Origin of the sequence: Paraburkholderia sp. WS6 (assembly GCF_030464835.1) — a bacterium.
GTDB classification, from domain to species: domain Bacteria; phylum Pseudomonadota; class Gammaproteobacteria; order Burkholderiales; family Burkholderiaceae; genus Paraburkholderia; species Paraburkholderia madseniana.
This window is the reverse complement of the sequence record NZ_JALQCK010000024.1, coordinates 60,265-75,586: the sequence shown is the minus strand read 5'-3', so window position 1 is coordinate 75,586 and position 15,322 is coordinate 60,265. Positions and strand designations below refer to the sequence as shown.

Annotated in this window: 9 protein-coding genes; all 9 read left to right on the top strand. The window is 61.4% G+C overall.

Annotated features, from left to right (window positions below; genetic code table 11):
- The first annotated feature begins 146 nt into the window (after positions 1-146).
- The 9 genes from M0D64_RS26230 to M0D64_RS26190 all read left to right on the top strand — a co-directional run bounded on the left by M0D64_RS26230 (position 147) and on the right by M0D64_RS26190 (position 15,260).
- The gene (locus M0D64_RS26230; protein WP_266259825.1) at positions 147-5,666 is read left to right on the top strand and encodes an AAA family ATPase; all 5,520 of its coding nucleotides are present in this window, start codon (positions 147-149) and stop codon (positions 5,664-5,666) included.
- A 221-nt stretch (positions 5,667-5,887) separates the two neighbouring features.
- Positions 5,888-6,634 carry a response regulator gene (locus M0D64_RS26225; RefSeq protein WP_266259824.1) on the top strand — a complete coding sequence of 249 codons (747 nt, stop codon included), beginning with the start codon at positions 5,888-5,890 and terminating at the stop codon, positions 6,632-6,634.
- A 566-nt stretch (positions 6,635-7,200) separates the two neighbouring features.
- Complete coding sequence (locus M0D64_RS26220; protein ID WP_266259823.1) at positions 7,201-8,130, top strand: LysR family transcriptional regulator; 930 nt, start codon at positions 7,201-7,203, stop codon at positions 8,128-8,130.
- A 133-nt stretch (positions 8,131-8,263) separates the two neighbouring features.
- On the top strand, positions 8,264-10,000 hold the full coding sequence (gene poxB, locus M0D64_RS26215; protein WP_266259822.1) for a ubiquinone-dependent pyruvate dehydrogenase: 1,737 nt from the start codon (positions 8,264-8,266) through the stop codon (positions 9,998-10,000).
- A gap of 9 nt (positions 10,001-10,009) precedes the next feature.
- Positions 10,010-11,401 (top strand): cytochrome ubiquinol oxidase subunit I, encoded by a 1,392-nt coding sequence (locus M0D64_RS26210; RefSeq protein ID WP_266259821.1) that lies wholly within the window; start codon positions 10,010-10,012, stop codon positions 11,399-11,401.
- A gap of 16 nt (positions 11,402-11,417) precedes the next feature.
- Positions 11,418-12,404 carry a cytochrome d ubiquinol oxidase subunit II gene (gene cydB, locus M0D64_RS26205; RefSeq protein ID WP_266259820.1) on the top strand — a complete coding sequence of 329 codons (987 nt, stop codon included), beginning with the start codon at positions 11,418-11,420 and terminating at the stop codon, positions 12,402-12,404.
- Positions 12,405-12,553: 149 nt separating this feature from the next.
- Positions 12,554-13,297, top strand: coding sequence for a (Fe-S)-binding protein (locus tag M0D64_RS26200; protein ID WP_171928146.1), 744 nt, complete (start codon positions 12,554-12,556; stop codon positions 13,295-13,297).
- A complete protein-coding gene (locus tag M0D64_RS26195) occupies positions 13,294-14,670 on the top strand; it encodes a lactate utilization protein B (protein WP_266259818.1) in 1,377 nt (458 codons plus the stop codon). The genes M0D64_RS26200 and M0D64_RS26195 overlap by 4 nt, the downstream gene beginning before the upstream one ends.
- Positions 14,667-15,260 (top strand): LUD domain-containing protein, encoded by a 594-nt coding sequence (locus M0D64_RS26190; protein WP_266259817.1) that lies wholly within the window; start codon positions 14,667-14,669, stop codon positions 15,258-15,260. The genes M0D64_RS26195 and M0D64_RS26190 overlap by 4 nt, the downstream gene beginning before the upstream one ends.
- The last annotated feature ends 62 nt before the right edge of the window (positions 15,261-15,322 follow it).

Below are 15,322 nucleotides of genomic sequence, written 5' to 3'. Positions count from 1 at the left end.
AGTGGGCTTTGTCTGGTTGATCCTCATCACACCGCTGTCCATGACGGGCAGCATCGTTGGATCGGCCATGCTTGCCATTGTTGCCGACGCCTGCCTGAACTGTTTCGTGTGGAAAGTGCATCCATGTGCGGTCGCAGGAGGCCCTCATGACTGAGCTTTCGGGCTACGTGTTCTCGCCGCTGCGGGAGGGAGACTTCACCCTCTACCGCGGCACTGGCCGCGGCCTGGCGCCGGTCCTGCTTGTCACCGCGGCAGATGCCTCGCTCGCGTGCCTCAAGCGGCTCGAACACGAATATGCGCTCAGCGCCGAACTTGATTCGGCTTGGGCGGCGCGACCCGTCGCGCTGTCCCGCTACAACGACCGCTTGACGTTGGTGCTCGAGGATCCTGGCGGCGAACCTCTCGATCGACTGCTCGGGAGACCGTTGGACATGACGGAATTTCTGCGCATCGCGCTTGCGCTCGCGGGCGCGCTTCGGCAAGTGCATGAGCGCGGACTGATTCATAAAGACATCAAACCGGGAAACATTCTGTTGGACAAGGCAAGCGGCGGCGTTTGGCTCACCGGCTTCGGCATTGCTTCCCGCCTGCCTCGCGAGCGTCAAAACCCGGACATGCCCGAGATGATCGCCGGAACACTGGCCTACATGGCGCCGGAACAGACCGGCCGGATGAACCGCTCGATCGACTCCCGCAGCGATCTGTACGCTCTGGGCATCACCTTCTACGAAATGCTCACGGGGACGCTGCCCTTCACCGCCACCGATCCGATGGGGTGGGTCCATTGCCAGATCGCTAGGCAGCCGACGCCGCTCAGCGAGCGCGCCACAGTTCCCGGGCCGCTATCGGCGATCGTGATGAAGTTGCTGGCGAAAACCGCCGAGGATCGATACCAGAGTGCCGCGGGCGTCGAAGCCGATCTCCGGCGGTGCCTGACGGATTGGGCGTCGCATGGCCGCATCGACCCGTTCGCGGTGGGCTCGCACGACGCATCGGACCGGCTCATGATCCCCGAGCGGTTGTATGGGCGCGAGCGCGAGATCGACACCCTGCTCGCGGCCTTCGATCGAGTCGTGGTCAACGCCACGCCGGAACTCGTACTCGTGTCCGGCTACTCCGGGATCGGCAAGTCCTCCGTGGTGAACGAGCTGCACAAGGTGCTCGTCCCGCCGCGTGGCCTGTTCGCCTCAGGCAAGTTCGACCAGTACCAGCGCGACATCCCGTATGCCACCCTGGCTCAAGCCTTCCAGAGTCTCCTGCGCCCGCTTCTGGGCCAGAGCGAGGAGCAACTGGACCGGTGGCGGGAGGCCCTGAGCAACGCACTCGGCCACAACGGTCAGCTCATCGTGAACCTTGTTCCTGAACTGGAGCTTGTGATCGGAACACAGCCGCCCGTCCCGGAACTGCCCGCGCAGGAGGCGAAGAACCGCTTCCAGATGGTTTTCCGGCGCTTCCTCAGCGTATTCGCGCGCAAGGAGCACCCGCTCGCGCTGTTTCTTGACGACTTGCAGTGGCTTGACACGGCGACGCTCGACCTGATCGAGCACCTGGTGACGCACCCGGAGGTGCGGCATCTGCTGGTGGTCGGGGCCTACCGGGACAACGAGGTCGGCCCCGACCACCCTCTGCGGCGCACGCTCGAGGCGATCCGCGCCGCCGAAGCGAGGGTGCATGAGATCGCGCTTGCGCCGCTCGGACTCGACGATGTTGGCCGGCTCGTTGCCGCTGCCCTGCGCTGTGAGTTGAAGCGCGCGATGCCCTTGGTGCGTCTGGTACAGGAAAAAACCGGCGGCAATCCGTTCTTCGCGATCCAGTTCCTCACGACGTTGGTCGAAGAGAGCCTGCTCACCTTCGACCCGGTCGCGTCAGCCTGGGCATGGGACATCGATCGCATCCGCGCCAAGAGCTACACCGACAACGTGGTGGACCTCATGGCCGGGAAGCTGAAGCGGCTCTCTGCCACCACGCAGGAAGCCCTGAAACAACTCGCCTGCGTGGGCAATGTCGCCGGGATCGCCACGCTGACGCTGGTTCACGCAACCACGGGGAAGGCGATGCACGCGGCACTCTGGGAAGCCGTCCTCGCTGGGTTCGTCCTTCGTGAGGAGGACGCTTACAAGTTCGTACACGACCGGATCCAGCAGGCGGCCTATTCGCTGATTCCCGAGGCGAGCCGTGCCGAAGTCCACCTGCGCATCGGCCGTGTGCTGCTGGCGAGCATGACGGCGGACGAACTCGCCGAGCATGTGTTCGATGTCGCAAACCAGTTCAATCGGGGCGCCGCCTTGCTCACCGAGCGCGATGAGAAAGCGCAGGTGGCAGCAATTAACCTGCGAGCGGGGTGCCGAGCCAAGGCCTCGGCGGCCTATGCGTCGGCGTGCGTGTATCTGACGGCGGGCATGGACCTGCTCGACGACAGTGACTGGAGCAGCCAGTACGAAGTCATGTTCAGCCTGTGGCTCGAACGCGCGGCGTGCGCGTTTCTGACTGGCAACCTGGACCAGGCCGAGCAAGTGATCGAGGCGCTATTGCAGCGCGCGGCGTCAAAAATTGACCAGGCGGCCGCCTGCCATCTGAAGCTCCAGTTTCATGTCGTGAGGTCCGAGAACTCACAGGCCGTCAACAGCACCCTCGCGTGTCTACGCCTGTTCGGGATCGACCTCCCGGCACACCCGACCCAGGAGCAAGTCCAGGCGGAGTATGAGACGGTCTGGCGCAACCTGGCGGAGCGCCAAATCGACAGCCTGATCGACCTGCCTCTGATGAACGATCCGGAACTGCAGGCCGCTATGCGTCTACTTTCGGCCCTGTTCCAACCGGCTTATTTTACCGACTCCCAATTGTTGTGTTTGCTCCTGTGCCGCATGGTGAACATCGGCCTGCAACACGGCGCGAGCGGTGCGTTCGCCCACGCTTGCGGCTCTCTCGGGGTCCTCCTCGGCCCAGTGTTTCACCGTTACTACGACGGTTACCGTTTCGCCAGGTTCGCATGCGATCTGGTCGACAAGCATGGCTTCCTCGCCGACCGGGCAAAGGTTCATGCTGCGATGGGACGAATTGCCGTCTGGACGCAGCCGATCGCGACTGCAAACGAATTTCATCGGGCGGCCGCTCGCACCGCGCTCGAAACGGGAGATCTAACCTGCGCTTGCTACAGCATGGGCCATGTCGTCACCGACCTTCTGTTGCGTAACGACCCGCTCGACGCGGTGTGGCGCGAGTCGGAGCGGACGCTCGACTATGTACGCAAGGCCCGGTTCCGAGACGTTGCGGACATCATCACGAGTCTGCAACGCCTGATCGCGACCCTGCAGGGCCGGACCGCGAGTTTGTCCACTTTCAGCGATGCCCAGTTTGACGAGGCAGCCTTCGAGGCGCAACTGACGGGCGACCGGATGAGCGCGCTGATCTGTGGGTACTGGGTTCTCAAACTGCAGGCACAGTTTCTGGCGGGCGACTACGTGGCCGCCCTCGCCGCCGCCCAACGCGCGCAACCGCTGCTGTGGACCTTAGTCGGCCAGATTATGTGGTTCGACTATACCTACTTCACCGCGCTAACGGTGGCCGCGCTCTTCGAGAACGGTTCCGCCGACGAACGGCAAACATGGCGCGACCTCCTGAAAAAGCACCGCGAACAACTGAGCGAGTGGGCCGATAACTACCCGCCGACTTTCGGCGACAAGCACGCCCTGGTGTCGGCCGAGATCGCGCGGATCGAAGGGCGGCATCTGGATGCCATGAGTCTGTACGAGCAGGCCATTCAATCGGCTCGCGAGCACGGTTTCGTGCAAAACGAGGGCGTGGCCCATGAGGTGGCCGCGCAGTTCTACGCGGCGCGCGGCTTCGGGACCATCGCCCACGCCTATCTGCGTAACGCGCGGTACTGCTATCTCCGCTGGGGCGCGCTCGGCAAGGTGAGGCAACTCGACCAGCGTTACCCACGGCTGCGCGAGGAATCGGCTTCGTTTGCGCCGACCGCGACAATCGGCGCGCCCTTCGAGCACCTTGATGTCGGGACGGTGGTCAAGGCCTCGCAGGCCGTGTCGGGCGAGATCGAGCTCGGCAAGCTCATCGAGACGCTCCTCACGATCGCGGTCGAGCACGCGGGTGCCCAGCGGGGTCTGCTGATCCTTTGCCAAGGCGACAAGCCGCGGATCGAGGCGGAGGCCACCACTAGCCGGGGTAGCGTTGAGGTTACATTGCGGCAGACGGCCGTGACAGCCTCTGAGCTTCCTGAGTCCTTGCTCCACTACGTGATCCGGACGCACGAGAACGTGCTCCTCGACGACGCCGCAGCGCCGACGTTGTTCTCGGCGGATGCATACATGCAGAAAAGGTCGCCCCGGTCCGTGCTTTGCCTGCCGCTTGTCAAGCAAGCCAAACTCGTTGGCGCACTCTATCTTGAGAACAATCTGACTCCGCGTGCCTTCACGTCAGGCTGCATCGCGGTGTTGGAAGTGCTGGCTACGCAGGCCGCTATCTCGCTGGAAAATGCCCGCCTCTATTCCGATCTGCAGCATAGCGAAGCATTCCTGGCTGAAGGGCAAAGCATCAGTTCGACCGGAAGCTTCGGCTGGAACCTTGCAAGTGGAGAACTCTATTGGTCGGATGAAACTTACGAGATCTTTCAATACGACCGAGCGGTAAAGCCTACGGTGGCGCTGGGCCTGCAGCGCGTTCATCCCGACGACCTGGCGTTCGTGCAGGAAGTTATCGCTCGCGCGTCCCGCGAAATGACAAACTTTGATGTTGAGAATCGCTTGTTGATGGAAGACGGTACGGTCAAGACTGTTCACGTGATAGGTCACGCCATGCAGAATTCATCAGGGAGCGTCGAATTTATAGGTGCCGTGATGGACGTCACCAGGCAGAAGTGGACGGAGGCGGAGCGCGCCCGGCTCGAGCAGCGGCTGCGCCAGGCCGAGAAAATGGAAGCGGTCGGGCGGCTCGCCGGCGGCATTGCGCACGATTTCAACAATATCCTGGCGGGTGTGTTCGCCTACGGGGAAATGATCCTTGACGAAGCGCCCGAGGGCTCACCGCTCAGGCGCTATGCGCACAACGTGCTCACCGCCGCATCCCGTGGCCGCGAGCTGGTCGAACAGATCCTCGCCTACAGCCGCAGTCAGCGCGGCAAGCGCGCGCCTGTCGAAGTCGCTCAGGTCGTGGCCGAGACGATCGAGCTGATCCGAGGATCCCTGCCCGTCAACGTTCGCCTCGAAGCGAGCGCCCCCGAGCTGCCGCTTGTCGTCGTCGGCAATGCTACCGAGCTGCACCAGATCGTGATGAACCTATGCAGCAATGCGATTCAAGGCATGCGCACAGGCGGCATCCTGCGGGTGGCACTGGAGGCTGCAGCGTTTTCCGGCGAACAAGCGCTCTCGCACGGAACGCTTGAGCCGGGCCGTTATGTGTGCCTGATCGTCGAAGACAGTGGATCCGGCATGGACGAGGCAACCCTGACTCGCATTTTTGAGCCTTTCTTCACCACCAAGGAGATCGGGCAGGGTACCGGTCTTGGCCTGTCGCTCGTTTACGCAATCGTTGCCGACTCCGGTGGCGCAATCGACGTGAAGAGTACGCCGCAACAAGGGAGTACCTTTGCGATTTACCTGAGGCGCTCGGACGTTGCAGATTTCGGGGAAGGTGAACGCTCGTTCCGGTGAAGTCGAACAAGCTGGAGGGTAGTGCTGCAAGGTGCATAAATTGCAGTGTGAGTGTTCGGGACGAGGCTGCGACGTCATCGTGTTTGTTCTTTTTATCCATCGAATTTATGATCATTGTCGAGCGGGAACCGACGCGACCGACCCTTTGTTCAAGAAACGAGCGGGTGATCGCACCTGTGACCAACGCGGGCTAACTTGCCCGAGATGAGCACTGAAGGGTCATGAATATGCCAGTTCATGCGCCACAGACTGCGTTAGCGCATGTCCTCGCCGTCGACGACGATCCAATTATTCGGCAGGCGATTGCCGACTATCTCAGTCAACACGAGTTCCGCGTCACGACCGTCGCCGACGGGAGCGAGATGCGGACGGTGCTCGCTCGAGACGTGGTCGATCTCGTCGTGCTGGACCTCAAGCTGGTGTCCGAAGACGGAATGGCGCTCGCGCGCAGGTTGCGCGACGAATCGGCGATTCCGATCATCATGCTCACCGGTCGCCGCGAAGAGGCCGATCGGGTCATGGGGCTTGAATTGGGTGCCGACGACTATCTGACCAAGCCATTCAGCCCGCGCGAACTGCTCGCACGGATCCGGGCCGTGCTGCGTCGCCGCCGGCCCGAGATACAACAGGGCCGGCCGGAGGGCATTCGTGCGTATCGTTTCGACGGCTGGGAACTGAACCTCAACACCCGGCGCCTGAGGAGCCCTGATGGCAAGACCGTGCCGCTCAGCAACGGCGAGTTTGGCCTCCTCGTTGCGTTACTGGGGGCGCCGAATCGCATTCTTTCGCGCGACCAGCTTCTCGACATGTCTCGCCTGCACGGCGACGACGTTTACAATCGATCGGTCAACACGCAGATCCTGCGGCTGCGGCGAAAGCTCGAGACCGATCCGGCGAACCCGCGATACATCTGTACGGAACGCGGCGCCGGGTACGTGTTTAGCGTACGGGTTGAGATTATCTATTGACACTCAACCTGCAAGCCGACAGGCACACATCGTCGGTATGCATGTCCTTCTCCTTCAAGCACGTTCACGTATGGTGTGATCACCAACCCGCGAATGACCTGTTGTGGCGCCATGCCGTCGCCGCCGCGTGTGGATGCGCGACAGGCTCACGGCGAACGCTCACAGGCACAGCCTTCGTGCGACCTTTGCCTTTGAAAAAGTTTGGATGCGTGCGATTACCTACGGATGGCAAACCAGCTGCGTTGGGTTGCATCTGTAATGCGCATTGACCGCCTGGGCGTTCCTAAGCACCGTCCCACGGAGTTCTTTGATTTCCGGGCGGCACCCTCGCACGGCACTTTCCCCTCAAGGTTACGGCTGTAACCTGGCTTCCAATTCCGGTAACCGGCGCGTAATCGGGCGGACGGAAATTGTGCACGTGGATGGCACGCTGAACGATCTGAAATTGAAGGTCTTTATAGGAGAATTGGCATGGCAAGCGTTCAACGCGAATGCGCAGCGCTTCGACGCGATGATCACCGGTCAGACAATGCCGGGTTTCACCAGAATCAGAAGTATTGTCAGTCATGAACCTTCGGCACCTGCAATTCTTCGTCATGCTGACGGACGAACTGAATTTCAGCCGCGCTGCAGAACGTCTTCACGTCGCGCAGCCGGCGTTGAGCCGGCAGATCAGTTTGCTGGAACAACGCCTCGGTGCACAACTGTTCGACCGCAGCGGCCGTCCGTTGAGGCTGACGGAAGCGGGGCATTATTTCAGTGCCGAGGCGCGTCAGCTACTGGCCAGCTATGAGCGAGCCACGCTCGCCACGCGTGAGATAGGGTGTGGCAAACGGAGTTGGCTAGGCGTTGGCTTCACGCGCTCGGCGATGTATAGCGTGTTGCCCACAGCGCTCAAGGCCTTCGACCGCACTCATCCTGATGTCGAACTCAAACTGTTCGAGATGCTCACCGAAGAACAGGCAGATGCGCTGCATGAACACCGCATCCACGTCGGCATTGGACGGCAGGCGCAAACCGCAGCAGGGTGTTCCTCGCTACTGCTGCTGCGTGAACGCGTGATGATTGCGCTGGCCCAGGATCACCCGCTGGCGGGCAACAAGGCCGTGCGCATCGCGCAGCTGGCGCAGTCACCGCTTGTGCTCTATCCGAAGCATCCCAACGCCCGCTTCTCGCGCTTTATCGAATCGTTATACCTGGACGCGGGAGTGACGCCCCGCGTCGCGCACCATGCCTATGAGATTCAGACCGCAATTGCGCTGGCGGGGGGCGGACTTGGTGTCACTTTCGTCGGTGAATCGGTTGCGCGCCATCGTCGCCCGGATGTGGTCTACCGGCCGCTGCAAGGCGTCGGCGCGTCCCGGACCACCACGCTGACAGCGAGTTTCCGGAGTGACGATCTCACGCCCCATTTGCATGCATTCCTTAAAACGCTGGCGCCGCGCGACAGCATTCCCGGGGCGCCGGCACCCAACTCTATAAGAAAAAAGACATAGAAGCATAACAAGCTGGTCTTGGACCGTCCCCCGACGGATTCGTAACATGACCCGACGTATCTTCCGTCGCGAACCGACGTCGAGACGGGCACGTGCGGGCAATCAGTCGATCTTTATTTATTGGAGAATTTCAATGTCGATGACCGTAGCGGAGCAGTTTGTCGAGGTACTGGTGGCTGCAGGCGTCAAGCGGGTGTACGGCATCGTTGGCGATAGCCTCAACGGCTTGACCGACGCGATCCGCCGTCACGGCGGAATCGAGTGGATCCACGTGCGGCATGAGGAAGTTGCCGCGTTCGCCGCGGGTGCCGAAGCCCACCTGACGGGTTCGCTCACGGTCTGTGCCGGCAGTTGCGGGCCCGGCAACCTGCATCTGATCAATGGCCTTTTCGACTGCCATCGCTCGGGAGTTCCAGTGCTGGCGATCGCCGCGCATATTCCGTCTCGGGAAATCGGCAGCGACTACTTTCAGGAAACCCATCCGGAGTCGTTGTTCAAGGAGTGCAGCCACTACTGCGAACTGATCTCGAGCGCCAACCAGATGCCGCGTACGCTGGAGACCGCGATTCGCGAGGCGACCGGCAAGCGCGGCGTGGCGGTGGTCGTTATCCCGGGCGACGTCGCGTTGCAGCAGGCGGTTGATGCGCCACCGCCCTCGGCCTTGGGTCTGCTGCCGCCACAGGCGGTCGTCACGCCGGCCGAAGCCGATCTTGACCGGCTGGCCGCGATGCTCAACGGGCAGGGCCGCGTGACCATGTTGTGCGGGTCGGGTTGCGCGGGTGCGCATGATGAGGTGGTGGCGCTGGCCGAGCGGCTCAAGGCACCGATCGTGCACGCGTTGCGCGGCAAGGAGCACGTCGAATGGGACAACCCGTACGACGTAGGCATGACCGGCCTGATCGGATTCTCATCGGGCTACTACGCAATGCTCGATTGCGATCTGCTGCTGATGCTGGGAACGGACTTTCCCTATAGCCAGTTCTATCCTCGCAAGACGGGCACGCGCATCGTCCAGATCGACATCCGCCCTGGTAATCTCGGGCGCCGCACGCCGATCGATCTGGGCATTGTCGGCGACGCGAAGGCGACGCTCACGGCGCTCATGCCGAAACTGCAGGAGAAGACCGACGCCGCGCATCTTACGCAGGCGCAGCAGCATTACCGGAAGGCGCGCAAGGATCTCGACGCGCTGGCGCAGAGCAGTGCCAGGAAGTCGTTGATCCATCCGCAGCAGGTTGCCAAAGCCATCAGTGACCATGCAACGGAAGACGCGGTGTTTACCTGCGATGTTGGCTTACCGACGGTATGGGGCGCGCGCTACCTCGCGATGAACGGCAAGCGCCGGCTGATAGGGTCGTTCTGGCACGGCTCGATGGCCAACGCCATGGCGCAGGCGATCGGCGCACAGGCGGCCTTTCCCCACCGCCAGGTGATCTCCATGTCGGGCGACGGCGGTTTCGCGATGCTGATGGGCGATTTCCTGAGCCTTGCGCAACTCGGCCTGCCGGTCAAGGTGGTGGTCTTCAACAACGGCGCGCTCGGCTTCATCGAACTCGAACAGAAGTCCACATCGTTCGTGCCGATCGGCACCGAGCTGAACAACCCGAATTTCGCCGCGATGGCCGAAGCCGTAGGTATCCGCGGTATCCGCCTTGAAAAGCCAGACGATGTCGAGCCCGGCATCGCCGCGGCGTTCGACCACAACGGTCCGGTGTTGATCGACGCGGTTGTCAACCGGATGGAGCTGGCGATGCCCCCCGCGGTCAACCTCGAAATGGCAAAGGGGTTCTCGCTTTATATGGTCAAGGCAATCCTGAACGGACAAGCGGACCAGGTGATCGATCTCGCGCAAACCAACCTGTGGCGCTAGGGGAGTGAAATGGACACCACCGCACTCATGCTGTCGAGACTGCAATTCGCCTTCACCGTATCGTTCCACATCATCTTCCCGTCGTTCACGATCGGACTGGCGGCGTGGCTGACGGTACTCGAAGCGCTGCATCTGATCATCGGGCGGCCCGCGTACCGCCGGGTATTCGACTTCTGGCTGAAGATCTTCGGGATCGCATTCGGCATGGGCGTGGTCTCCGGGATCGTGCTGGCTTTCGAGTTCGGCACGAACTGGAGCGAACTCTCGCGGCTTTCGGGGCCGATTCAGGGGCCGCTGTTGTCCTATGAGACTTTTACGGCGTTCATGCTGGAGGCGTCGTTTTTCGGCGTGCTGCAGTTCGGCAAGAGCAGGGTGAGGCCGGGCTTCTACCTGTTTTCCACCGCGATGGTCGCGCTCGGCACGACGCTCTCGGCGTTCTGGATCATGGTGAACAATAGCTGGATGCAGTATCCGGTGGGCTACATCATCCAGGGTGGCGTCTACGTGCCGGACGACTGGTTGAAGATCATCTTCAGCCCCGTCGTCTGGGTGCGGTTTCCTCATATGTTGCTGGCGGCTTACGTTACTGGAGCGTTTTGTGTGGCCGCGACCGGTGCGTGGTACACGCTGCGCAGGATGTGTCCCGCCGAAGCACGCATCATGCTGCGCATGGGTCTTCTGCTCGCGGCGATCCTCGTACCGGTTCAACTGCTGTTCGGACATCTGGTCGGTGATTATGTGCACCGCTATCAGCCCATCAAGTTTGCAGCGATCGAGGCGCGCTGGCACGACGAACAACCCGCATCCGAAGTTCTGCTTGCGTGGCCCGATGCCGCCCACGAAAAGAACGACTATGCGATTTCGGTGCCGGTGCTGGGCAGTCTGATTGGGTCGATGACGCTCGATTCGAAAGAGGTCGGTCTCACCGACTTCCCACGCAGCGAGCGTCCGCCGATCGTCATTCCATTCTTTGCATTCCGGGTCATGGTGGGTTGCGGTCTCATCATGCTGCTCGTTGCGTGGGGCGGCACCTTGCTATCGCTCAAGGAGCGCCTGCTGCAGCGGCGCGCGTTGCTGTGGACGGTATTCCTGTGCTTTCCGCTGCCTTTCGTCGCGACGCTCACCGGCTGGTTTACCGCGGAGGTGGGACGGCAACCGTGGACCGTCTATGGGCTGCTGCGCACCGCTGACGCGCTTACGCCGTTCCTGACGCCGCGCGCAGCCGCGGGTTCGTTGCTGGTCTTCTGTGCGACCTACGTCTTCATCTTTGCCTTTGGCACGTTCTACATTTACAGGCTGCTCAAAGGAGGACCTGCCGAAGATCTGCTGCACACGCCGCCTGCTGCCTTGCCGAACCGTCCGCTTTCAGTGGCGACGGATCTGTCGTCGACGGTCAAATGATCTGGGAGACGCTCAAATGATCCTCTACTGGTCGCTGATACTCGCCTTTAGCATCTTGCTGTACGTGTTGCTCGACGGTTTCGACCTCGGTGTCGGCATGCTGTTCGGCCTGACCCGGGACGAAACGCGACGGCGCCATATGCTGGCCGCCGTGTCGCCGCTGTGGGACGGCAACGAGACGTGGCTGATCGTGGCCGGCGTCGTGTTGTGGGGGGCTTTCTCCGTCGCCTACTCGTTGCTGGTCTCCGCATTCTATGTGCCTGTGATGCTGATGCTCGCCGGCCTGATCTTTCGCGGTGTCGCCTTCGAGTTCCGTGGCAGGGCTCGCCGTACGCGGGCGATCTGGGACGTTGGCTTCGTATTGGGTTCGCTCGTCGCCGCCTTCATGCAGGGCGCAATGGTCGGCGCACTGGTCAAAGGGCTGCCGGTCGTCAACGGCCGCTTTACCGGCGACGTCATGACGTGGTGCAGCAGTTTCTCGGCACTGTGCGGTGTGGCGTTATGCGCCGGCTACGCTCTGCTCGGTGCGAGCTGGGTTGTCAGGAAATGCGAGGCAGACGCGCGCGACGCTGCGTATCGTGCGATTGCACCCTTGCTTCTGGTGATGCTCGTTCTGCTGATCGTGCTGTTCTTTCATGCACTTCATGAAAACCTCGCGATCATGCACCGCTGGCTCGATCGCCCCTATCTTTTCCTTGTACCGTTGATCGCGCTCTGCGCCATCGTAGGCACTCTGATGGGCGTCAGACGGCGCCGCGACGACCAGCCGTTCCTCATGATCGTGCTGCTGTTCATCTGCGCGTACGCGATGCTGGCTATCTCGTTCTGGCCGTACATGGTCCCGTTCTCGCTCACTGTGGCAGCCGCCGCGAGTCCGCATGCCAGCCTGGCCTTCATGTTCTGGGGAGAGGGTCTGTTCATCTACCCGTTGATGCTGGGCTATACGGCCTACAGTTATCACGTCTTCAAGGGCAAGGTCGACCTGACTTCAGGACACTACTGACACGCGGATGGAAGCGCCGCGCCGGATTACGGATGTAACTCAACCTGTGTGATTTGCAATCTGGCGGCAACCGCAGGCCAGGAAACTTGAGCACAAGACGAGTTCAGCCGCTTCATCCCACTGGAATTCATCCCGCCACCGGAGACACCATGAAAGTCGCCTTGTTCGTTCCATGTTTTATCGACGCCTTCTTTCCGGACGTCGGTGTCGCAACACTCGAGCTTCTCGAGCGTTTTGGTTGTGATGTCGACTTTCCACTCGAACAGACCTGCTGCGGACAGCCGATGGGCAATAGCGGTTGCGAGAAAGACGCTGCTGCCACTGAAGCGCTGTTCGTCAAGAACTTCTCCGGCTACGACTACATCGTGGCGCCGAGCGGGAGCTGCGTGCACCACGTGCGCGATCATATGACGGCCGTCGAATCGACAGCGCAAAGCAGGGCAGTGCGTGCCAATACCTACGAGTTAGTCGAGTTTCTGCACGACGTGCTGAAGGTCGACGCACTTCCGTGGGCCGAGTTTCCGCATAAGGTCGGGCTGCATAACAGTTGCGGAACGCTGCGATCGTTGCGCACCGCGAAGATGTCGGAGATTGAGGAGCCGTTCTTCTCGAAACCGCTATCGCTGCTGAAGAAAGTCAAGGGAATCGAGTTCGTTATGCCCGCCCGGCCTGACGAATGCTGCGGATTCGGCGGCACGTTCTGCGTGACTGAGGAACCCGTCTCTGCGCGGATGGGCCAGGACAAGGTGCGCGATCACAAGCAGGCCGGCGCCGAATACATCGTATCCGCCGATTCGTCGTGCCTGATGCACCAGAAAGGCTGCTCGGAACGGCTCGGCCTTGATCTGAAGTTTATCCATATCGCCCAGATTCTCAATGGAGCCCGCTCATGAAACGTGTCGACCACGTAAAGGCGTCGCGCGAATTTATCGCCGACGAAAAGCACCTCGAGTTTCACGACAAACGCCTGTGGACTCTGCGAACCTTGCGGGACGAGGCCGCGCACGGCATCGAAGAATGGGAACAATTACGCTCGCTTGCATCAGGGATCAAGGAACATACGCTGACGCACCTCGCCGACTACCTCGAAGAATTCGAGCGCAACGCGACGAACAACGGCGTGATCGTGCACTGGGCAAAGGATGCGGAAGAGCACAATCGCATCGTGCACGAGATTCTTGAAAGCCACGGCGCGAAGACGCTTGTCAAAAGCAAGTCGATGCTGACCGACGAATGCGGAATGCGCGAGTACCTCGAACCGCGCGGCATCACGGTCGTGGAAACCGACCTGGGCGAACGGATCCAGCAGCTCGATCATCAGCACCCCGCGCATATCGTCGTGCCGGCAGTTCATAAGCTTGCATCGGACGTCTCCAGAGTGTTTGCGAAGACACTCGGAACCGACCCGGACAACGACGACGTGCATTACCTTGCCGAAGCGCAGCGCGATGCGACCCGGCCGCTGATCCTGAACGCCGAAGCCGGGATGACCGGCTGCAATTTCGCGGTCGCGGAAACAGGCGGTATCACGGTGTGTACGAACGAAGGCAATGCCGATCTCAGTGCAAACGTGCCGTCGCTGCATATTGCATCGATCGGCATCGAGAAGGTGATTCCGAAGCTCGAGCACCTCGGGGTATTCATTCGCATGCTGTCGCGCAGCGCACTCGGCTCGCCGATCACGCAGTACACATCGCACTTTCGCGGCCCGCGCAGAGGCGGCGAAATGCACTTCGTGCTGGTCGACAACGGCCGCTCGGCACGGCTTGCAATGGACGACTTCTGGTACTCGCTGAAGTGCATCCGCTGCGGCGCCTGTATGAATACGTGTCCGGTTTACCGGCGCAGCAGCGGCCTGAGTTACGGCGGAGTTTACTCCGGGCCGATCGGTGCGATTATCAATCCGACCTTCGATCTGAAAAAATACAGCGCGCTGCCGTTTGCTTCGACAATGAACGGTAGCTGCACGAACGTTTGCCCGGTCAAGATCAACATCCACGAACAGATCTACAAGTGGCGCCAGATTGTTGCCGAGCAGCATGAGCTGCCGTTCGTGAAGACGCAGGCAATGAAAGTCGCGGGGAAAGTGCTGGCCGAGCCGGCACTGTATCGCGCGGCGATCAAGGCAGCGGACACCGCCGTTGCCAAGTTGCCGCGTGCCTTCATCTACAACCCCTTTAATGCGTGGGGCAAGCAACGGGAAGTGCCGGACGCGCCCGAGCAAACCTTCCGCGACTGGTACCTGAAAAACAGGAAAGCAAAATGAGCAGCCGAAACGCTATTCTCGCAAGTCTGCGCAGCGCGCAGCGCACGCCGGCCACGCTACCCGACGTGCCCATGTTCGATGCCGGCCTGCCACCGGCACTGGAAAAATTCAAGGAAACGTTCGCCAGCATGGGTGGCATCTGGGCGGACAGGTCCGCGGACGGTGATCTCGAAGCGCAGATCCGCGCGCGCTTTCCGGACGCGAAAGTGATCTGCTCGGCCGTGCCCGAAGTGGCGGGTACCCGACGCATCGAACAGGTCCGCGATCCGCACGAACTGAACGATGTCGATGTCGGCATCGTCCGGCCGCTGTTTGCGGTCGCCGAAACCGGGTCGATCTGGCTCAGCGAAGCGCAGTATCAGGTCAATGCCCTTGGGTATCTGTCACAACACCTCGTTGCGTTGCTGGATCCTGCGGACATTGTCGGTAATCTGCACCATGCGTATCACCGGTCCGACTTCTTCGCTGCGAATTACGCGGTGCTGATGAGCGGGCCCTCGGCGACCGCTGACATCGAGGGTGTCCTGATTCGCGGGGCACAGGGGATTCGGTCTTTAACGGTGATTCCGGTGGCGCGTGGGGCAGGCTGACGGAGGCTGGCGCGCGTGGATGCTCTCGTCTTCATATGAACGTTGATCCGGCGGTGCGCGCA